Source organism: Clostridium sp. AN503 (assembly GCF_040719375.1).
Classification (GTDB): Bacteria; Bacillota; Clostridia; order Lachnospirales; family Lachnospiraceae; genus Brotaphodocola.
In genome coordinates, this window is sequence record NZ_JBFDTP010000002.1 from 1,445,170 (window position 1) to 1,464,873 (window position 19,704).

The 19,704-nt window shown below is 51.9% G+C and carries 17 protein-coding genes and 1 other annotated feature; all 17 genes read left to right on the forward strand.

Going from position 1 to position 19,704, the window contains the following annotated elements:
• The first annotated feature begins 1 nt into the window (after window position 1).
• The 17 genes from AB1I67_RS13915 to AB1I67_RS13995 all read left to right on the forward strand — a co-directional run bounded on the left by AB1I67_RS13915 (window position 2) and on the right by AB1I67_RS13995 (window position 19,698).
• Window positions 2-1,687, forward strand: coding sequence for a DAK2 domain-containing protein (locus AB1I67_RS13915; RefSeq protein ID WP_367030464.1), 1,686 nt, complete (start codon window positions 2-4; stop codon window positions 1,685-1,687).
• A gap of 12 nt (window positions 1,688-1,699) precedes the next feature.
• On the forward strand, window positions 1,700-3,796 hold the full coding sequence (gene recG, locus AB1I67_RS13920) for an ATP-dependent DNA helicase RecG (protein ID WP_367030465.1): 2,097 nt from the start codon (window positions 1,700-1,702) through the stop codon (window positions 3,794-3,796).
• Between the two features lie 25 nt (window positions 3,797-3,821).
• Window positions 3,822-4,280 carry a hypothetical protein gene (locus AB1I67_RS13925; protein WP_367030466.1) on the forward strand — a complete coding sequence of 153 codons (459 nt, stop codon included), beginning with the start codon at window positions 3,822-3,824 and terminating at the stop codon, window positions 4,278-4,280.
• 107 nt (window positions 4,281-4,387) lie between these two features.
• Window positions 4,388-4,638: a binding site (T-box leader), on the forward strand.
• A 148-nt stretch (window positions 4,639-4,786) separates the two neighbouring features.
• A complete protein-coding gene (locus AB1I67_RS13930; RefSeq protein WP_367030467.1) occupies window positions 4,787-5,905 on the forward strand; it encodes an ABC transporter substrate-binding protein in 1,119 nt (372 codons plus the stop codon).
• Window positions 5,906-5,922: 17 nt separating this feature from the next.
• Window positions 5,923-6,807, forward strand: a complete 885-nt coding sequence (locus AB1I67_RS13935) for an ABC transporter permease (RefSeq protein WP_367030468.1) — start codon at window positions 5,923-5,925, stop codon at window positions 6,805-6,807.
• Window positions 6,800-7,573, forward strand: coding sequence for an ATP-binding cassette domain-containing protein (locus AB1I67_RS13940; RefSeq protein WP_367030469.1), 774 nt, complete (start codon window positions 6,800-6,802; stop codon window positions 7,571-7,573). The genes AB1I67_RS13935 and AB1I67_RS13940 overlap by 8 nt, the downstream gene beginning before the upstream one ends.
• A gap of 103 nt (window positions 7,574-7,676) precedes the next feature.
• Window positions 7,677-8,789, forward strand: coding sequence for a HAMP domain-containing sensor histidine kinase (locus AB1I67_RS13945; protein ID WP_367030470.1), 1,113 nt, complete (start codon window positions 7,677-7,679; stop codon window positions 8,787-8,789).
• On the forward strand, window positions 8,767-9,456 hold the full coding sequence (locus AB1I67_RS13950; protein WP_367030471.1) for a response regulator transcription factor: 690 nt from the start codon (window positions 8,767-8,769) through the stop codon (window positions 9,454-9,456). The genes AB1I67_RS13945 and AB1I67_RS13950 overlap by 23 nt, the downstream gene beginning before the upstream one ends.
• A 30-nt stretch (window positions 9,457-9,486) precedes the next feature.
• Window positions 9,487-10,686: an acyltransferase family protein gene (locus AB1I67_RS13955; protein WP_367030472.1), complete on the forward strand. Its 1,200-nt coding sequence runs from the start codon at window positions 9,487-9,489 to the stop codon at window positions 10,684-10,686.
• A gap of 241 nt (window positions 10,687-10,927) precedes the next feature.
• Window positions 10,928-11,485: an RNA 2'-phosphotransferase gene (locus AB1I67_RS13960; RefSeq protein WP_367030473.1), complete on the forward strand. Its 558-nt coding sequence runs from the start codon at window positions 10,928-10,930 to the stop codon at window positions 11,483-11,485.
• Window positions 11,486-11,801: 316 nt separating this feature from the next.
• Window positions 11,802-13,502: a DEAD/DEAH box helicase gene (locus AB1I67_RS13965; protein WP_367030474.1), complete on the forward strand. Its 1,701-nt coding sequence runs from the start codon at window positions 11,802-11,804 to the stop codon at window positions 13,500-13,502.
• 106 nt (window positions 13,503-13,608) lie between these two features.
• Window positions 13,609-14,415 carry a pyrroline-5-carboxylate reductase gene (gene proC / locus AB1I67_RS13970; protein ID WP_367030475.1) on the forward strand — a complete coding sequence of 269 codons (807 nt, stop codon included), beginning with the start codon at window positions 13,609-13,611 and terminating at the stop codon, window positions 14,413-14,415.
• A 28-nt stretch (window positions 14,416-14,443) separates the two neighbouring features.
• Window positions 14,444-15,022, forward strand: a complete 579-nt coding sequence (locus tag AB1I67_RS13975) for an NUDIX hydrolase (protein ID WP_367030476.1) — start codon at window positions 14,444-14,446, stop codon at window positions 15,020-15,022.
• A gap of 50 nt (window positions 15,023-15,072) precedes the next feature.
• Window positions 15,073-15,597 (forward strand): hypothetical protein, encoded by a 525-nt coding sequence (locus AB1I67_RS13980; RefSeq protein ID WP_367030477.1) that lies wholly within the window; start codon window positions 15,073-15,075, stop codon window positions 15,595-15,597.
• A 204-nt stretch (window positions 15,598-15,801) separates the two neighbouring features.
• Window positions 15,802-16,689 carry a site-specific tyrosine recombinase XerD gene (gene xerD / locus AB1I67_RS13985; RefSeq protein WP_367030478.1) on the forward strand — a complete coding sequence of 296 codons (888 nt, stop codon included), beginning with the start codon at window positions 15,802-15,804 and terminating at the stop codon, window positions 16,687-16,689.
• Window positions 16,690-16,839: 150 nt separating this feature from the next.
• Window positions 16,840-17,592 carry a peptidoglycan recognition family protein gene (locus AB1I67_RS13990; protein ID WP_367030479.1) on the forward strand — a complete coding sequence of 251 codons (753 nt, stop codon included), beginning with the start codon at window positions 16,840-16,842 and terminating at the stop codon, window positions 17,590-17,592.
• Between the two features lie 33 nt (window positions 17,593-17,625).
• On the forward strand, window positions 17,626-19,698 hold the full coding sequence (locus tag AB1I67_RS13995) for a DNA topoisomerase (protein WP_367030480.1): 2,073 nt from the start codon (window positions 17,626-17,628) through the stop codon (window positions 19,696-19,698).
• The last annotated feature ends 6 nt before the right edge of the window (window positions 19,699-19,704 follow it).

The window sequence follows — 19,704 nt, forward strand, 5'->3', positions numbered from 1 at the left end:
GGTGAGTGTAAAGGTAATTGACGCCCATCTGATGCAGAAGGCATTTCTTGCTGGAGCGAAAGGATTAGAAGCGAAAAAAGAGTGGATTAACGAGTTGAATGTATTTCCGGTTCCGGACGGGGATACAGGGACGAACATGACGATGACGATCATGTCAGCGGCCAGAGAGGTGGCGGCGATCGAGGAGCCGACGATGGAGAATCTGGCCCGGGCCATTTCCTCCGGTTCCCTGCGTGGAGCCAGGGGCAATTCCGGTGTGATCCTGTCCCAGCTGTTCCGCGGATTTACCAAGGAGATCAAGAAGGCGGAGACGGTGGACGTGACCACTCTTGCCAATGCTTTCGTTCGCGGCACGGAGACGGCCTATAAAGCGGTCATGAAGCCGAAGGAAGGCACGATTTTGACTGTGGCAAAAGGGATGGCGGAAAAGGCTGTAGAGCTGTCCTCCCAAACAGATGATATCCTGGAGTTTGCCCAGAAGGTCATCGAACATGGCGATTATGTGCTGAGCCAGACTCCCGAGATGCTTCCGGTATTGAAACAGGCCGGTGTGGTGGATTCGGGCGGTCAGGGCCTGATGCAGGTGGTAAAGGGCGCTTTCGACGGCCTGGCCGGGAAGGAAGTAGACTTAACCGTACCTGATTCCGGGGCAGCTGTGTCCGGTGGGAACCGGGGCGGCAGCGCGGCCGGGGCTTCTGATCTCGATACGGCGGATATCCGGTTCGGTTACTGCACGGAGTTTATCATCAATGTGGAGAAGCACTATGATGAGAAGACGGAGCACTCATTCAAGGCATATTTGGAGTCGATCGGTGATTCGATCGTGGTGGTTTCCGATGATGATGTGGTGAAGGTGCATGTCCATACCAACGATCCGGGGCTTGCGATCCAGAAGGCATTGACCTATGGTTCCCTGTCGAGGATGAAGATTGACAATATGCGTGAAGAGCATCAGGAACGCCTGATCCAGAATGCAGAGAAGATCGCCGCAGAGGAAAAGGCAGCCAAAGTCCAGGAGGAGCCTCGGAAAGCATATGGTTTTATTGCAGTGTCCGTAGGCGACGGACTGGGTGAGATCTTCCGGGGTATCGGGGCGGACTATCTGATCGAGGGCGGACAGACCATGAATCCCAGCACCGAGGATATGTTAAACGCCATAGAGAAGGTGAATGCAGACACCGTTTACATTCTGCCCAACAACAAGAACATTATTCTGGCTGCGGAACAGGCGAAATATCTGGTGAAGGATAAACAGATCATCGTAGTCCCATCCAGGACGGTACCACAGGGTATCACAGCCCTGATCAATTTTATCCCGGATTTATCTCCGGAGGAGAATTTAGAGACCATGGTCCGTGAGATGGAGCGCGTGAAGACCGGACAGGTGACTTATGCCGTCCGCAATACGATGATCGACGATATGGAGATCCGGGAAGGCGACATCATGGGACTGGGCGATCAGGGAATGCTGGCTGTGGGACAGAGCATAGAAGGCACCGCGGTAAATACTCTGAAGGCTATGGTAGATGAAGATTCCGAGCTGGTGACGATCTATTACGGAAGCGATGTGAGCCGGGAAGAAGCCGACCGCGTGCTTGCCATGGTGCAGGAAGCCTGCCCGGATGTGGAAATAGAGCTTCAGGAGGGCGGACAGCCGATCTATTATTACCTGATCTCGGTGGAGTAGCGGGGCAGAGGAATGAATCAGGAACCGATTACGAAATTAAAAGGCATAGGAGAAAAGTCCGGAAGCCTGTTTAAAAAGCTGGGCGTGGAAACCGTTGAGGAGCTGCTGCACTATTACCCAAGGGCCTATGACGCCTATGAGGCGCCGGTGCCAGTGGGGCAGGTGAGGGAAGGCAGCGTCGCAGCGGTTTCCGGGCAGCTTTTGAAGACTGCCAGCGTGCGCCGTTTCAAAAATATACAGGTGATCGTCACGACAGTGAAGGATATGACAGGTGGGCTGACGCTCACCTGGTTTAATATGCCCTATTTGCGGACAACCCTGCAGATGGGCAAGATCTTGGTATTCCGCGGCAGAGTCGTAAAAAAGAACAACCGGCTGACCATGGAACAGCCGGAGATCTTTGCGCCGGAAGTATATGAAGCAATCATGCATTCCATGCAGCCCATCTATGGGCAGACCCGCGGTCTGGGCAATAAAGCCATCACCAAAGCAGTAGCTCAGGCTCTGGAACAGCGGCAGATGGAGCGGGAATACCTGCCGTCGTTTTTGCGCAACAAATACGAGCTTGCAGAGTATAATTATGCCATAGAGCATATCCATTTTCCCTCTGACCAGAAGGAACTTCTTTTTGCGAGAAAGCGCCTGGTATTTGATGAATTCTTTTTCTTCCTGCTGGCGGTAAGGCGTCTGAAGGAGAAACGGCAGGACAGGCGCAGTGACTATGTTATGAAGCATGTCCCGGAGTTGGATGACCTTCAGAGAAGCCTTCCTTATGCACTGACCGGAGCGCAGCAGAAGGTGCTTAAGGAGGTCTGTGAGGACCTGGAGGGTGGACTGGTGATGAACCGGCTGGTCCAGGGAGACGTGGGTTCCGGCAAGACGATCGTGGCGGTGCTGGCGCTTTTGCAGGCGGCCTGTAATGGCTTCCAGGGGGCGCTCATGGTGCCTACGGAAGTATTGGCAAGACAGCATTACGAATCGATCCAGGAGCTGTTTGACCAATACCACATTGAGAAACAGGTGGTGCTGGTGACCGGGTCCATGACGGCGAAGGAAAAACGCATCGCCTACGAAAAGATTGCCGCTCATGAGGCGGATATCATTGTGGGGACCCATGCCCTGATCCAGGAAAAGGTACAGTATGACCGCCTGGCCCTGGTCATCACAGACGAGCAGCACCGTTTTGGCGTCGGACAGCGGGAGGCGCTTGGCAATAAAGCCGGTGACAGCGCGGCACGCTCCGGCGATGGGACCAGTTCTGGGACAGGCCCCCATGTACTGGTCATGAGCGCGACGCCGATCCCCCGTACTCTGGCGATCATCCTGTACGGGGATCTGGATATTTCCATCATTGATGAGATGCCGGCCAACCGTCTGCCCATCAAGAACTGTGTGGTGGACACCGGCTACCGGGATAAGGCTTACCAGTTCATCGCAAGAGAGGTGGCCGCAGGCAGGCAGGCGTATGTCATCTGCCCGATGGTTGAGGAGAGCGAGATGATAGAGGCGGAGAATGTGCTGGACTACACAAAACTGCTCCGCCAGAAGCTTCCGGATCCTATCACGGTGGAATACCTGCATGGCAAGATGAAGGGGAAGGAAAAGAACCGGATCATGGAGCGGTTTGCAGCAGGGGAGATCCAGGTGCTGGTATCGACCACGGTGGTGGAGGTGGGTGTGAATGTGCCCAACGCTACGGTGATGATGATAGAGAATGCGGAGCGGTTTGGCCTGGCGCAGCTTCATCAGCTCCGGGGGCGTGTCGGCAGGGGGAAGCATCAGTCCTACTGCATCATGGTCAACTGTTCGGATCAGGACGGCACCCAGGAACGGCTGGATATCCTAAACCGGTCCAACGACGGGTTTTATATTGCATCCGAGGATCTAAAGCTCCGCGGCCCCGGCGATATCTTCGGGCTGCGGCAGAGCGGCGATATGGAGTTTAAGCTTGCAGATATCTTTACGGATGCCAATATTTTAAAAACCGTATCTGAGGAAGTAAATGGGCTGCTGGATGATAACCCGCTTCTGGAAGGCGAGGAATTTACCGAGCTTAGGAAACGGCTGGAGATATATCTGAAGAAGAGTTATGACAAACTGAATCTGTAGGAAGTTAAAATGTGGGGGGATGACTATGGAGAAGAATCAGGAGATGGATGATCGGGCTTTTGAGGCAGCCATGAAAAATGAATCCTTCCGCCAGCTGATGGCGCGGATTGAAAGCTCCAATGCAGGTCAGGAAAAGTATGCGAAGAAACAATACCGTATGTCGCAGATCACGGCCCTGGCCAGCGTGCTCACCCTGGCATTAGTGCTTTACACATGCTCGGTTTTTATTCCCAAGGTAAATGTGACCTATGAGAATATGCAGCTTATCATGGAGGACTTAAAAGGGATCACATCGGGGCTTGCCGAGGCTGACATCGGCCAGCTGATCGAGGATGTGGATAAGCTTGCCGTGGACAGCCAGAAAAATATAGGCGACGCCATGAAGAAGATCAATGACATTGATATTGACGGTTTAAACGCGGCCATCAAGAACCTGTCGGATGTGGTGGAGCCCTTTGCAAACTTTTTCAACCGCTTCCGGTGAGCTACCTGATATGCTGCCATGAAAAATGCTGCCATGAAAATCCGGTGAGTCCTCTAAAAAAAGTGGTTGACAAATCCCGCTAATAGGATTAAGATATGACTTAATAAAATAAACCGTTGAAAAAGAGGAGTAAGCTTATCAAAGAAATCACAGAGAGCCGCAGGTGGTGGGATTGCGGTATGGAAGGATTTGCTGAATGGACTTTCGAGGGCAGTTTTGATACCGCGGCAGTGCTGTGCGGAGGTAGGAACTGACGGAGACCACGACCGTTATCTTGTGGCGTATATGTTTGTATGCGATTTAAGTGGGCTTTTGCCAATTTGAGTGGTACCGCGGATCATGTGAATTCGTCTCAAATACAGGAAACTGTATTTGGGACTTTTTTTGATTTACAGCAAAGATCCCAAGATTCACCAACTGGCAGGGCGTCATAAAAGAGAAAGCAACCACATACGTGTTTATTTTATGAAAACACAGAGAATAAAAGATTTCAGGAGGAAAAGAAAATGAAAAAAAGTGTAAAGATGATGATGGCGGCAGCAGTTGCAGCAATGGCACTTGCAGGATGTGGAGGCAGCAAGGCTCCGGAGGATACGACAGCGACCGCTGCGACAGAAACAGAGACCGCTGCAACAACAGTGGCAGATACCAAAGGGGAGACCAGCGCCGCAGATACAACAGCAGCGGATGTGGCGGAGATCGTGGATGGGAATTTTACCATCGGAATCGGTCAGTTTGCAGAGCATGGATCTCTGGACAACTGCAGGATCGGATTTCTTCAGGGACTTGCAGATGAAGGGATCGTAGAGGGAGAGAACTTGACGGTCTATTATGAGAACGCACAGGCGGACGGCGGTACCGCAAGCCAGATCATGGACAGCTTCCTTTCGAAAAAAACAGATCTGATCTGTGCGATCGCCACTCCCATAGCCCAGAGCGCATACAGCGCCGCTAAAAAGGATAACATTCCGGTTGTCTTTACAGCCGTGACAGATCCGGTCCTGGCTGAGCTGGCCAATGCAGACGGCACACCGGTCGGCGAGATCACGGGAACCAGCGACAAGCTTCCGGTGGAAAAACAGCTTGAGATGATCCGCACCATGCTGCCGGATGCGAAGAAGATCGGTATTATGTACAGCACCAGCGAGATCAACTCCGTATCCGCCATTGAGGAATACAAGGCGGCAGCTCCGAATTATGGTTTTGAGATCGTGGAGAGCGGCGTTTCTTCTACCGCGGATATCCCGCTTGCAGCAGATAACCTGCTTGAGAAGGTGGACTGCATCAACAACTTAACGGACAACACGGTGGTAAGCTCCCTGCAGGTGATCCTGGATAAAGCGAACAAGAAGAACATTCCGGTATTTGGCAGCGAGATCGAGCAGGTGAAGGTTGGTTGTCTTGCAGCGGTTGGCCTTGATTATGTAAGCCTTGGCGAGCAGACCGGAAGAATGGCGGCACAGGTGTTGAAGGGCGAGAAAAAAGCAAGCGAGCTGAACTATGAAGTGATCAAAGAAGCTGCATTTTACGGAAACAACGTGGTTGCGGAGAACCTGGGACTGACCATTCCGGATACCTTAAAGGAGAGCGCCGCAGGCCTCTTTGATGAGATTGTTGCAGAATAAGAAATTGGAGGATTACCATGTCAATCGTACTTGGCGTTATTGAGGAAGGCCTGATCTATGCCATAATGGCTCTGGGCGTATATATTACCTATAAGATCCTGGATTTCCCGGATCTGTCTGTGGACGGCACGTTCCCTATGGGGGCTGCCGTTACAGCCATGCTGATATTAAAGGGCGTCCACCCGGCGGCAACTTTGATTCTGGCATTTCTGGCAGGTGCGGCTACGGGGTGTGTCACTGGTTTCATCCACGTGAAGCTGAAGGTGAGGGATCTGTTGTCCGGCATTATCGTGATGACGGCGCTGTATTCTTTAAACCTCCGGATCGCGGGGAAGGCCAACGTGCCGATCTTCAGCAAGGAGACCATATTTGAAAATGGCTTTTTGGAGCAGGCTGTGCCGGAAGCTCTGACCCCTTATCTGGTAGCGATCATCCTGTTTGTGATCGTGCTGGTGTGCAAGATTTTACTGGATCTGTATTTAAAGACCCGTTCCGGCTATCTTCTGAGGGCGGTGGGTGACAATGATGTGCTGGTGACGTCTCTTGCCAAGGATAAGGGAGCGGTCAAGATCATCGGTCTCGCCATCGCCAATGGATTTGCTGCTCTGGCAGGCAGCGTGTACTGCCAGCAGAAAGGCTTTTTCGAGGTCAGTATGGGGACGGGAACCATTGTGATCGGCCTTGCCAGCGTGATCATCGGGATCAAGCTGGTAAAAGGGCTTGGATTTGTGAAAACCACTACGGCGGTGATCTTGGGTTCCCTTGCTTACAAAGCCTGCGTGGCGGCTGCGATCGCCCTCGGTATGGCCCCGTCGGATCTAAAGCTGATCACGGCTGTATTATTCTTAGTGATCCTGGTGCTCAGCAATCAGAGTGAGAGGAAGGTGAAAGCACATGCTTGAATTAAACCACATCCATAAGTACTACAATGCAGGTACGGTGAATGAAATGTGCCTGTTCGATGATTTTTCCCTTGCCATTGACGATGGGCAGTTTGTGTCTGTGGTGGGAAGCAACGGCTCGGGAAAGACCTCCATGCTGAACATCATCTGTGGGAGCATTCCGCTGGATTCCGGTTCTATCCGGATCGGCGGAAAGGATATCTCTGCGATGCCCGAGTACAAGAGACAGCGCAGGATCGGCCGCGTTTACCAGAATCCGGCCATGGGGACCTGCCCGAGCATGACGATCCTGGAAAATATGGCTCTTGCGGACAATAAAGGGAAGCCCTTTAACCTGCTACCGGGAACGAACCGGCAGCGGATCGATTCCTACAGGGATCAGCTGCGCTCGCTGGGGCTGGGGCTGGAGGATAAGCTGGATGTGAAGGTCGGCGTGCTGTCGGGAGGCCAGAGGCAGGCCATGGCGCTCCTCATGTCCACGATGACGCCGATCGAGTTTTTGATCCTGGATGAGCATACGGCGGCGCTGGACCCGAAGACCGCGGAGATCATTATGGAGCTGACTGACAAGGTGGTGAAGGAAAAGAAGCTTACCACGATCATGGTCACTCACAATCTGAGGTATGCGGTGGAGTATGGGGACCGGCTGATCATGATGCATCAGGGAGATGCGATCATTGATAAGGCTGGGGAGGAAAAAAAGAAAGTCCGGATCGAGGAAATACTGGAGAAGTTTAACGAGATCAGTATTGAGTGTGGGAATTAATTGTTTAATAATTCTTTTATAAACGAAATGCACTTCTTATGGTATACTTACTACATAAGGCTGTCACCTTATGCAGGAGACCGCCTGAAAGGAGTGCATTTTTATGAAATTAAAGACACGTCTTGCTGTTGCATTCCTGGCGTTCAGTATTTTGCCGATCGTGTTTGTGGGTATGATCCTTTCCATGGGAAAGCTGTTTATGATCTACCGGTTCAATGAGTTTGGGCCGGAGGTCAGGACGATGGTAGTCCAGATGCTGGTATCGGGAGTCCTGATGCTGGTGTTTATCTGTGCGTCCCTGACGATCTGGGTATACCGGTCGGTGCTCCGGCCGCTCAGCAAGCTGCAGGAAGCCACCCGGAAGATCCGGGATGGGAATCTGGATTTCACCCTGGAGGTGGAGGAGGATGACGAGATCGGCGAGCTCTGCCAGGATTTTGAGGAGATGCGTATCAGGCTCAAGGAGAACGCGGCGGAAAAAGTACAGTACGATATAGAGAACAAGGAACTGATCAGCAATATTTCCCACGATCTGAAGACGCCCATCACGGCGATCAAGGGATATGTGGAGGGGATCCTCGACGGAGTGGCGTCTTCCCCGGAAAAGCTGGATAAATATATCCGGACGATCTATAATAAAGCCAATGACATGGACCGTCTGATCGATGAGCTGACGTTTTATTCCAAGATTGACACCAACAAGATCCCTTATACGTTTACCAAGATCAATGTGGACGATTATTTCCGCGACTGCGCGGAGGAGGTGGGACTTGACATGGAGTCCCGGAATATTGAGCTGGGGTATTTTAACTACGTCAACGAAGATGTTATGATCATTGCGGATGTGGAGCAGTTAAAGCGGGTCATCAATAATATTGTCAGCAATTCCGTGAAATATCTGGATAAGCCGAGAGGGATCATCAACATCCGCATCAAGGATGTGGGGGATTTTATCCAGGTTGAGATCGAGGACAATGGGCGCGGGATCGCAGCGAAGGACCTGCCCTATATCTTCGACCGGTTTTACCGCACGGATTCATCCCGCAATTCCTCCCAGGGAGGCAGCGGTATCGGGCTGTCTATCGTGAGGAAGATCATCGAGGACCATGGGGGGCGGATCTGGGCCACCAGCAAAGAAGGAATCGGCACGGAGATGCATTTTGTGCTGAGAAAATATCAGGAGGTAATACAGGATGAGCAGGATATTGATCATTGAGGACGAGGTCAGCATCGCGGAGTTGGAAAAGGACTACTTGGAGCTGAGCGGGTTTGAAGTGGAACTGGAGGAAGATGGAGGCAAAGGGCTTGAGCGGGCGCTGACAGAGGATTTTGATCTGCTGATCCTGGATCTGATGCTTCCCGGCATGGATGGGTTTGAGATCTGCAAACGTTTCCGGGAAGTGAAGAATACGCCGATCATCATGATCTCTGCAAAAAAGGACGACATTGATAAGATCCGCGGCCTGGGCCTGGGGGCGGACGACTATATGACCAAACCGTTCAGCCCAAGCGAGATGGTGGCGCGGGTGAAGGCGCATCTGGCGCGTTATGAGCGTCTGATCGGCAGCGGCAGCCCGGAGAATGAGCTGATCGAGATCCGGGGCTTAAAGATCGACAAGACCGCAAGGCGGGTATGGGTCAATGGAGAGGAGCGGAATTTCACCACCAAGGAGTTTGATCTTTTAACCTTCCTGGCGCAGAATCCCAACCACGTATTCACCAAGGAGGAGCTGTTCTCCAAGATCTGGGACATGGAGTCCATCGGTGATATTGCAACGGTGACTGTTCATATCAAGAAGATCCGAGAGAAGGTGGAGTTCAATACGGCAAAGCCGCAGTACATTGAAACCATCTGGGGCGTGGGATATCGTTTCAAGGTCTGACGGATTGTCGGTTTGACGAATGATAAGAAAATGATGAAAAATAAAAATAACACACAATTCTGCCTTCTGTCACTACTGGGCATCCTGTTTGTTGTGGACGGGCATTTAAGCGGCGGGCTGTTCGATCTGAATGGCCTGCTTCCCTATTATTCATTTCATATGCCTCTGTTTGTGTTCATATCCGGTTATTTTTACCAGTCGGGGAGCGAACAGGATATTCCGGGATATATAAAGAAAAAGTTTATGCGGCTGATGGTTCCGTATTTCATTTGGAATCTGTTTTATGGGATCCTGGCGCAGGTCTTCAGACAGTACGGGTTTTCGTTTGGAGAACCGGTCACGCTTGAGACGCTTTTTGTGGAACCGTTCCGGCATGGATATCAGTTTATTTTAAATCATGCGGCGTGGTTTGTACCAACCCTGTTTCTGGTGCAGGTTGCCAATATCTGCCTGATGCGCATCCTTTGCGTGTTTCATGTGGGAAAACGAGCGGAGAAGAACGGACAAAGTATTGGGGCGGATGGGGACATGGAAGGCAGATCCTTTGTTTCCGGAGTAAAATCCGCGCAATGGCTGGTATACATGAGAACAGTGCTGTATTTTCTGATCGGATTGGCTGGTATCTATACCGCTATGGAAGTCAGTACGGCGGGATTTTGGCTGACCTTCGTAAAAGCGGCGTTCCTGCTTCCGTTTTATGGAGCCGGCATACTCTACCGGGAAAGGCTGGAGGCGAGGGACCGGATCGGCAGCGGATGGTATTTTTCTGTGATCTTAAGTATCGCGCTGCTCCTGGCGCTGTCCGGCAGGCGGCTGGTCTATGCGGTCAGCGACTGCAGTGATTTTACCGGATATGTGCTGCCATATCTGACTGGATTTCTGGGGATCGCATTCTGGCTGCGGGTGTGCCGGATCCTGGCGCCGTCTTTTGCGGAGAGCCGGCTGGCTGCATTTGTGGGAAGAAACACCTATGCGGTCATGATGCATCATATGATGGTGCTGTTTGTGATCCGGACAGGGTATGCGTTCTTCGCGAAATATTTTGGGATGTTTCCTGATTTTAGTTTTGTCAGCTATAAAAATGACTTTTACTATACCTATATTCCGGAGGGACTGCCGCAGCTCAGGATCTTGTATCTGATCCTTGCGGTGGCTGTGCCGCTGTGCCTTGAGGCCGGGATATATCGTGGGAAGCGGATCTTGAAAGACAGGATTCGGATCCATAAATGAGCGGGAGGGGCGCCTGTGCAAAAAGGATTTTGGAAGCGGTTGTCCTGCGAAGATAAGTTTGATAGGGAATTTGCCTGCTGGGCCGCCAATCATAAAGGATGGAGAAAGTATAAGCGGGGAAACCGGAGGGCTGCCCGGCGGAAACTGAAAAAGGCTGTCGAGAAAAGCCTGATTGGATTGATGGTTTGTGTAACGGAGCGACTGTAGATGGTATTGGTTCAAGGCAGGGGAGGGAAAAGGATTGAGTAAGAGCAAGACGGATAAACTGAGTGTTTTTATCAGCCTGGTTCTTCGCCATCAGCCGGGAGCGGCAGGGATAAGCCTGGATGAACACGGTTGGGCTGATGTGGATGCATTGATCCGGGGGATCAATGACACGGGACGATACATTGATATGGATATGCTGGAGGAGATCGTCAGAACGGATCAGAAAGGACGTTACAGCTTTAACGAAGACAGGACACTGATCCGCGCCAATCAGGGACATAGTATTCCTGTCGATGTGGAGCTGAGGCAGGCGGAGCCACCTGTAACGCTGTATCATGGGACAGCTGACAGATTTCTTAAATCAATCGAAAATGAAGGCTTAAGATCCATGAACCGACTTTATGTCCATTTATCGAAAGGTTATGATACGGCGGTGGCAGTAGGAACGCGTCATGGAAAGCCGGTTGTCTTAAAGGTGGATGCGGCACAGATGATGCGGGACGGTGCTGTGTTTTATCTGTCGGAAAACGGCGTATGGCTGACGAAACATGTGGAACCCAGGTATCTGACAGTTATGCGCACAGGATCGTGATAGAAAACAGATAACAGCCCAGGCGGCGGGGAAAGTGAAAGTAACAGTTCTCGTTGTCTGAACTGTTGTAAGTGGAATTGCCGGATTCTGTGATTGACACACATAAAATATTGTGATATAATTTAATACCGTGTGTAACGAGAGGATTCAAGGTCTGTCTTGAAACCTCTCGCTTTGCTTTTATGGCAAAGGCTGAGCGAGCGTTGTGCATGTTGTTGATATTTTGCGGCGCAGGAACAATCCTGAAGAAGCACAGAATTTCGACGCATATTGCGGTCCCCGGAATGAGGGACGTGGGAAAGAATGAGGAGTAAGAATGGAAACAATGAAATTTGAAGAATTACAGTTGGATGATCGGATCATGAGAGCAGTGACGGATATGGGGTTTGAGGAAGCTTCCCCGATCCAGGCAAAGGCGATTCCGGTACAGATGGAGGGGCTTGACATTATCGGGCAGGCTCAGACCGGAACAGGAAAGACTGCGGCATTCGGCATCCCGCTGCTGCAAAAGATAGACCCGAAGAACAAGAAGCTGCAGGCGATTGCCCTGTGCCCGACGAGGGAGCTGGCGATCCAGGTGGCGGATGAGATTCGGAACCTGGCAAAATATATGCATGGAGTGAAGATCCTCCCGATCTACGGCGGACAGGATATTGCGAGACAGATCCGGGGACTGAAGGACGGCACTCAGATCATTATCGGTACGCCGGGACGTGTCATGGATCATATGCGCCGGAAGACGGTCAAGTTCGACCAGGTGCACACCGTCATCATGGATGAGGCGGATGAGATGCTGAACATGGGATTCCTGGAGGATATGGAGACGATCTTAAGCCAGCTTCCTGAGGAACGACAGACCATTATGTTCTCTGCGACCATGCCGGATGCGATCCAGAAGATCGCGAAGACCTTCCAGAAGGACCCGCAGGTGGTGCGGGTGGTGAAAAAGGAACTGACGGTCCCGAAAGTGACCCAGTATTACTATGAAGTAAAGCCGAAGACCAAGGTGGAAGTTATGTGCCGCCTGCTTGATATGTATGCTCCGAAACTGTCGGTTGCATTCTGCAATACCAAACGTCAGGTGGATGAGCTGGTGACAGAGCTTCAGGGACGCGGATATTTTGCAGAAGGGTTGCATGGGGATTTAAAGCAGATCCAGCGTGACCGTGTTATGAACAGCTTCAGGAATGGCCGTACAGAGATCCTGGTGGCAACAGATGTGGCGGCCAGAGGCATCGATGTGGATGACGTGGAGGCGGTGTTTAACTATGACATCCCCCAGGATGATGAGTATTATGTACACCGGATCGGACGTACCGGTCGAGCGGGAAGAGAAGGGATCGCCTTCAGCTTTGTTGTGGGCAAGGAAGTCTACAAGCTGCGTGATATCCAGAGATACTGCAAGACCAAGATCCTGCCTCAGGCCATCCCGTCCCTGAACGACATTACGGAGATCAAGGCGGAGAAGATCCTGGACCAGGCGAAGGATGTTTTAAGCGAGATCGATTTAAGCCGTGTGCTCCATATCGTGGAGAAGAAGCTTTTGGAGGAGGATTACACCTCTCTGGAGCTGGCTGCTGCCCTGCTTCGCATGAGTATGGGCGACGAGAACCAGGATATTGCACTGGATAATCGTCCGGCGCGTTCCTTAGATGACCTTGGCTCCTATGGCCGCGACGGCAGGAATACCCGGAATTCAAGGGGTGGACGCGACAGCCGCGACAGCCGGGATTACAGCAAGGGCGGACGCGGTGCACGCGGCAGAGACAGAGACCAGGATATGACCAGGCTGTTTGTCAATATCGGCAAAGACCAGAATGTGAAGCCGGGAGATATCCTTGGCGCGATCGCCGGTGAATCCGGCATATCCGGCCGTATGGTCGGCAGCATCGATATGTATGACAAGTATACCTTTGTAGAGGTTCCGGGCGACATTGCAGACGAAGTGCTGGAGTGTATGCGGAACGTTAAGATCAAAGGCAAGAATGTCCATATGGAGATGGCAAACACGAAATAGGAGATGGTTTTTTTCACGGACCTGCGCTATAATAGTTGCAGGTCCGTTTTCATGTCTGCATATGGAAAATGGAAGCGTAAAATACAAAGACCACAGGAGGCACAGGATGAGTTTTCAATATCAGTTTGGCTTTATCGGCATGGGAAATATGGGATATGCCATATTAAAAGGACTGCTTCACTGTTACAGTCCGCAGGAGGCGGTCTTCTCTGCACGGAACCGGGAGAAGATGGCTGACGTGACAGCCAGGACCGATGTGGCGTCGGCGGCGGATAACGTGCAGTGTGCGGCGAATTCCAAATATCTGGTGCTGGCGGTGAAACCGCAGCAGTTTGACACCGTGATCGGGGAGATCCGGGATGTGATCACAGAGGAACAGATCATCATATCGATCGCTCCTGGAATCACCACCGCGGACCTGCAGAAGCGTTTTGGAAAGAAATGCAGAGTGGTCCGCGCCATGCCCAATACCCCGGCTCTGGTGGGAGAAGGGATGACTGGAGCGTGCTATGATGCGGCGCAGTTTTCCGACGAAGAGCAGGAGACCATCCGCAGCCTGTTTGAGTCCTTTGGAAAGCTGGTGATCGTGGAGGAGAAGCTGATGGACGCTTTGGCCTGTGCCAGCGGCAGCTCTCCTGCTTACGTCTATGTGTTCATCGAGGCTTTGGCCGACAGCGTGGTCAAGTACGGGATTCCCCGTCAGACGGCCTATGAGCTGGTGGCGCAGACAGTTCTTGGAAGCGCAAAGATGGTGCTGGAGACGGGAGAGCATCCGGGACGGCTAAAAGACCAGGTCTGTTCCCCTGGAGGGACCACCATAGCGGGGATCTCTGCGCTGGAGGAGTACGGGCTGCGGGGCGCGGTCATCAAGGCGACCGACGCCTGCTATGAGAAGTGCACAAAGATCAAATAGCAGTTAAGTTAAGATAAGGAGAGGAAACATGATGGAGAACCAGGAAAATAATACAGAAAATGAGACCAATAAGATCCCGCCGGTAGTCCGTGTGGACCGGGAACTCAAATACACAGGAACCATTTTAAAGATCTATGAGGATACGGTGATCGCCAACGGGCATGAGGCCCATTGGGACTTTATCCACCATGATGGGGCTGCGGCTGTGGTTGCCGTGGATGATGACGGAAAGCTTCTTATGGTGCGCCAGTACCGGAATGCCCTGGACCGTGAGACGCTGGAGATCCCGGCGGGCAAACTGGATGCGCCGGGGGAGCCGAAGATAGAATGTGCTTACCGGGAGCTGGAAGAGGAGACCGGGTACCGCTGCGAGCATCTGGAATATTTGATGAGCTTAAATACCACGGTCGCATTCTGTGACGAGGCCATTGATATCTTTGTAGCCAGGGATCTGATCCCGTCTAAGCAGCATCTGGATGAGGATGAGGTGATCAATGTGGAGCGGTGGGAAGTGAAGGACCTGGAGGAACTCATTTATTCCGGGAAGATGACGGATGCCAAGACCGTAGCCGCCGTCATGGCTTACGCGAGAAAATACAACAGATAGACATGAGACATGGAGTTGCCGCGTAAAATAATAAAAAAGCGGTGACCGGCATGAAACATATCAGACGGGAATCTTATCTGCTGTTCTGGCTTGTGGCCGGATGGCTGTTTGCGGCGGTCGGGACCAACCGGCTGTTTGCATCGGGACTTGTGAATTATCAGGTGATGTACGGATATGTGGTGCAGGGCTGGTCGGCTGCCATACAGGGGCAGACCGCAGGTGTGCTGAAGATCCTGCTGGTGCGTCTGGGGGAAACTGCCCTGATCGCAGCAGTGTGCCGCAGCCGCATGCGGGGACCGGGCATTATCCTGATCCTGATCGGAGCAGGGCTGTCCGCCGGGGTTTCCCTAGTGCTGTTTACCTGGTGCCGTGGCGTGATGGGAATCGTCTGTTTTATATTGACAGGTTTTCCGCAGGATTTGTTTTATCTTTCCGCATGGGGGATCCTGATCCTGAAATACGCCATGTCCTATGAAGTGCGCCGGGGGAAGTTCTGGAGCATGGTAGTATCACTTTTGCTGCTTGGAATCTGTGCGGAGATATGGCTGAGCCCATTGTTTTTAAGATTTATTTAAATATTTTTTTTGGTGAATTTACAACATGTTGGGAGTCTTTAAAAGGCGGCTTCCAACATGTTGTACTTTTTATGTTAAGTAGCCAAAAATGCGTAGAAAAGTGGGAAATAAGTGTTTGATTTTATCTAAAAATACAGATATAATGGTATGCACACGATAATTTTTAGGCTGTTTTTGAATGACAAAGGAATTGGGGACGGTAGTATGACAACGGAAATAGAGGCGTTCATCGCGTATCTTGAAAATATTAAAAAATCTTCAAAGAACACTGTGGTGTCCTATCGCAGGGACCTGATGCAGCTTCAGGAATATTTAGAGCAGCAGGGGATCACAGAGGCCGCAAAAGTGACGAAGACCAGCCTGAATTCCTACATACTGTATCTGGAGCGTCAGGGCAAGGCCACCACGACCATATCCCGCGTACTTGCCTCCATCAAGTCCTTTTTTCACTATGAACTGAACGAAGGGAAGATACGGAGGGACCCGGCTGAGCTTTTAAAGACCCCGAAGATCGAAAAGAAGGTCCCGGTCATTCTGACTGTGGACGAGGTGAACCGTTTTCTGCAGCAGCCAGGAGGGGAATCCGCCAAGGAAGTCCGGGACAAGGCCATGCTGGAGCTTCTGTATGCAACCGGGATCCGGGTGTCGGAGCTGATCGGCCTGCAGGTGCAGGACGTGAATCTTTCAGTGGGCTTTATCACCTGCCATGATGGGCAGAAGGAGCGTATGATCCCCTTTGGAAAGACGGCCAACCATTCCCTGCGGACCTATCTGGAACAGGCCAGAGGCAGTCTCTTAAAAGGCTGTGATTCCCCATGGCTGTTCACAAACTGCAATGGAAAGCCCATGTCCAGGCAGGGCTTTTGGAAGATTGTCAAGTATTACGGTGAGAAGGCGGGGATTGAGGCAGACATCACACCTCACACGCTCCGGCATTCATTTGCGGCACATCTGATCAGCGGCGGCGCAGATATCCAGGCGGTACAGACCATGTTGGGACATGCAGACTTAGCGACCACGCAGGTCTACATCGGTTACATGCAGAAGGACCCCTTAAGAAAGGCGTATGCAGGCGCCCATCCCAGAAAATAAAAGAAGAGCTGGTATATCCGATCCGGATGATATCAGCTTTTTTGGTTTTTTCCTTCTTTTCAGACGCAAAGTATGATATACTATGAACACTTGGCGAGTTTTAACGAGCCGGTATACTATTTCGGCAGGCTATAGGCAGGGGTGGATGACATGACAGAAGAAAAACGTGGACGGACGGAGAAAAACAGAAAAAAGAGACTGAACAGGCAGCAGAAGACGCTGATCCTGCTGATCACGGATGTGGTCCTGCTTTTAGCGATCCTGGTTACCGGCGGGATGCTGGCGGCGCGCTGGTACCGGGACAAGAACAGGCCTGACTTGTCGAAGCTGGTGGCTCCGGACTGGTATACCCAGGATTTTCTTCAGAGGAATCCCTATTCAAGGCCCGGCATCAAGCGGAGCGAGATCAATGATATTGTGGTCCACTATGTAGCCAATCCAGGCACCAGCGCAGTGCAGAACCGGAATTATTTCAATAATCTGGCAGAACAGACTGGTGAGAAGCCAGTGTCGGCAAGCAGCCATTATATCATCGGCATAGACGGTGAGATCATCCAGTGCATCCCACTAGATGAGGTGGCATATGCCAATTATCCGCGCAACGACGATACGGTGTCGATCGAGTGCTGTCATCCGGATGATACCGGGGAGTTTACAGAGGCAACAAAAGAATCGCTCGTCAAACTGACGGCCTGGCTGTGCCAGGAACTGAATCTGAAGGACCGCGATGTGATCCGCCATTATGATGTCATTGGGAAAAACTGTCCGAAATATTATGTAGAGCATGAAGATGAGTGGAAGGCTCTGCGAAAGGAGATCCGGAAAGCAGTCAAAAAGTCAGGGGAGCAGGCTGAGCCTGCGGAGACGGCTGCCATGGACCGGAAGAACCAGACGGAAAAATAATAGACGAAACAAAAGGAAAGGAATCCTGATTGCATGGGAAAAGCATTATACATAGCCGAGAAGCCCAGCGTGGCACAGGAATTTGCCAATGTGCTGAAGATCTCGGGACGGCGCGGGGACGGATATATTGAATCCGATACCGCGGTCGTGACCTGGTGCGTGGGACATCTGGTGACCATGAGTTACCCGGAGGCCTACGACCCGAAATACAAGCGGTGGAGCTTACAGACTCTGCCGTTTTTACCGAAGGAATTTAAGTATCAGGTGATCGAAGGCGTGTCGAAGCAGTTTAAGATCGTGAGCGGTCTTTTGAACCGGCCGGATATTGATACGATCTATATCTGCACGGACTCCGGACGGGAAGGAGAATATATCTACCGGCTGGTGGACCAGATGGCAGGCGTGAAGGGAAAGACAAGAAAGAGGGTCTGGATCGACTCCCAGACGGAGGAGGAGATCTTAAGAGGAATCCGGGAGGCGAAGGACTGGGAAGAATACGACAACCTGGCTTCCTCCGCATACCTTAGGGCCAAAGAAGATTATCTGATGGGTATCAACTTTTCCAGGCTTCTGACCTTGAAATACGGGCCGTCCATATCCAGCTTTATGAAGACCGACAGGACGGTCCTCTCCGTGGGCCGGGTGATGACCTGCGTTCTGGGCATGGTGGTGCGCAGGGAACGGGAGATCCGGGACTTTGTGAAGACGCCGTTTTACCGCGTGATCGGGAACTTCGATTCCCAGGGTATGAATTTTGACGGGGAATGGCGGAGCGTAGAAGGCTCCCGTTACTATCAGTCCCCTTATCTGTACAAGGAAAATGGTTTTAAGGAGCGCAAATACGCGGAGGAACTGATCCGGCTCCTGGAAGAACGCCAGCCGGTGACGGCGGTGCTTGTGAAGGTGGAGAAGAAGAAGGAGACCAAGAACCCGCCTCTTTTGTATAACCTGGCTGAGCTGCAGAACGACTGCTCCAGGATGTTCAAGATCAGCCCGGATGAGACCCTCCGGGTCGTGCAGGAGCTGTATGAGAAAAAGCTGGTCACCTATCCGAGAACAGATGCCCGCGTGCTGTCCACCGCGGTGGCGAAAGAGATCCAGAAAAATATAAGCGGCCTGAAAAATTTAGAGCCGGTGCGGGAGTTTGCGGCGGAGGTGATGGAGCTTGGTTCCTACAAAGGGATAGCAAAGACCCGTTATGTCAATGATAAGCAGATAACCGATCACTACGCGATCGTGCCCACAGGACAGGGCTTTGGAGCCATGAGAAGCCTTGGGCCTCTGGCCATGAAGGTTTTTGAGGTGATCGCGAGAAGATTTTTGAGTATTTTCTACCCGCCAGCTATTTACCAGAAGTATGCGCTGGAACTTTCGATAGGACAGGAGCATTTCTTTACAAGCTTCCGGGTGCTGGCTGAGAAGGGGTATTTGAAGGTGGCGGATGTGTCCCAGTTCCGCAAAAAGACTGGTGACAGCGCCGCAAAGGATGCTTCTGCTGAGCAGGGCGGACCGGATAAGGAGCCGGGCGGGCAGGATGAAAAGGACGAATCTGAGGTGAATCAGAAGGATCTGGACAATCCGGAGTTTGTGGCAATGCTGGGCACCTTAAAAAAGGGAATGGAGCTGCCTGTCAACAGCCTGACCATCAAGGAGGGGGAGACATCCCCGCCAAAACGGTATTCTTCCGGGTCCATGATCCTGGCCATGGAGAATGCGGGCCAGCTCATAGAGGACGAGGAGCTGCGTGCGCAGATCAAGGGCAGCGGCATCGGCACCAGTGCGACCCGCGCGGAGATCTTAAAAAAGCTGGTGAATATCAAGTACCTGGCCTTAAACGGCAAGACCCAGATCATCACCCCAACCCTTCTGGGAGAACTGATCTTTGACGTAGTGAATTCGTCGATCCGGCAGCTTCTGAACCCGGAGCTTACAGCCAGCTGGGAGAAAGGGCTGACCTACGTGGCGGAGGGGACGATCACCCCGGACGAATATATGGAAAAGCTGGAACACTTTGTCGCGGGAAGGACCTACGGTGTGCTGAAGCTGAACAATCAGTATCAGCTCAGGGGATTTTTTGAAGCGGCAGGGAAAAATTATAAAAAATAGAGGAGA

What these genes read in the sequence shown, in the direction of transcription:
- recG (WP_367030465.1), top strand. Translation starts at nt 1,700, where the DNA reads ATGAATCAGGAACCGATTACGAAATTAAAAGGCATAGGAGAAAAGTCC.
- AB1I67_RS13925 (WP_367030466.1), top strand. Translation starts at nt 3,822, where the DNA reads ATGGAGAAGAATCAGGAGATGGATGATCGGGCTTTTGAGGCAGCCATG.
- AB1I67_RS13930 (WP_367030467.1), top strand. Translation starts at nt 4,787, where the DNA reads ATGAAAAAAAGTGTAAAGATGATGATGGCGGCAGCAGTTGCAGCAATG.
- AB1I67_RS13935 (WP_367030468.1), top strand. Translation starts at nt 5,923, where the DNA reads ATGTCAATCGTACTTGGCGTTATTGAGGAAGGCCTGATCTATGCCATA.
- AB1I67_RS13940 (WP_367030469.1), top strand. Translation starts at nt 6,800, where the DNA reads ATGCTTGAATTAAACCACATCCATAAGTACTACAATGCAGGTACGGTG.
- AB1I67_RS13945 (WP_367030470.1), top strand. Translation starts at nt 7,677, where the DNA reads ATGAAATTAAAGACACGTCTTGCTGTTGCATTCCTGGCGTTCAGTATT.
- AB1I67_RS13950 (WP_367030471.1), top strand. Translation starts at nt 8,767, where the DNA reads ATGAGCAGGATATTGATCATTGAGGACGAGGTCAGCATCGCGGAGTTG.
- AB1I67_RS13955 (WP_367030472.1), top strand. Translation starts at nt 9,487, where the DNA reads ATGATGAAAAATAAAAATAACACACAATTCTGCCTTCTGTCACTACTG.
- AB1I67_RS13965 (WP_367030474.1), top strand. Translation starts at nt 11,802, where the DNA reads ATGGAAACAATGAAATTTGAAGAATTACAGTTGGATGATCGGATCATG.
- proC (WP_367030475.1), top strand. Translation starts at nt 13,609, where the DNA reads ATGAGTTTTCAATATCAGTTTGGCTTTATCGGCATGGGAAATATGGGA.
- AB1I67_RS13975 (WP_367030476.1), top strand. Translation starts at nt 14,444, where the DNA reads ATGATGGAGAACCAGGAAAATAATACAGAAAATGAGACCAATAAGATC.
- AB1I67_RS13980 (WP_367030477.1), top strand. Translation starts at nt 15,073, where the DNA reads ATGAAACATATCAGACGGGAATCTTATCTGCTGTTCTGGCTTGTGGCC.
- xerD (WP_367030478.1), top strand. Translation starts at nt 15,802, where the DNA reads ATGACAACGGAAATAGAGGCGTTCATCGCGTATCTTGAAAATATTAAA.
- AB1I67_RS13990 (WP_367030479.1), top strand. Translation starts at nt 16,840, where the DNA reads ATGACAGAAGAAAAACGTGGACGGACGGAGAAAAACAGAAAAAAGAGA.
- AB1I67_RS13995 (WP_367030480.1), top strand. Translation starts at nt 17,626, where the DNA reads ATGGGAAAAGCATTATACATAGCCGAGAAGCCCAGCGTGGCACAGGAA.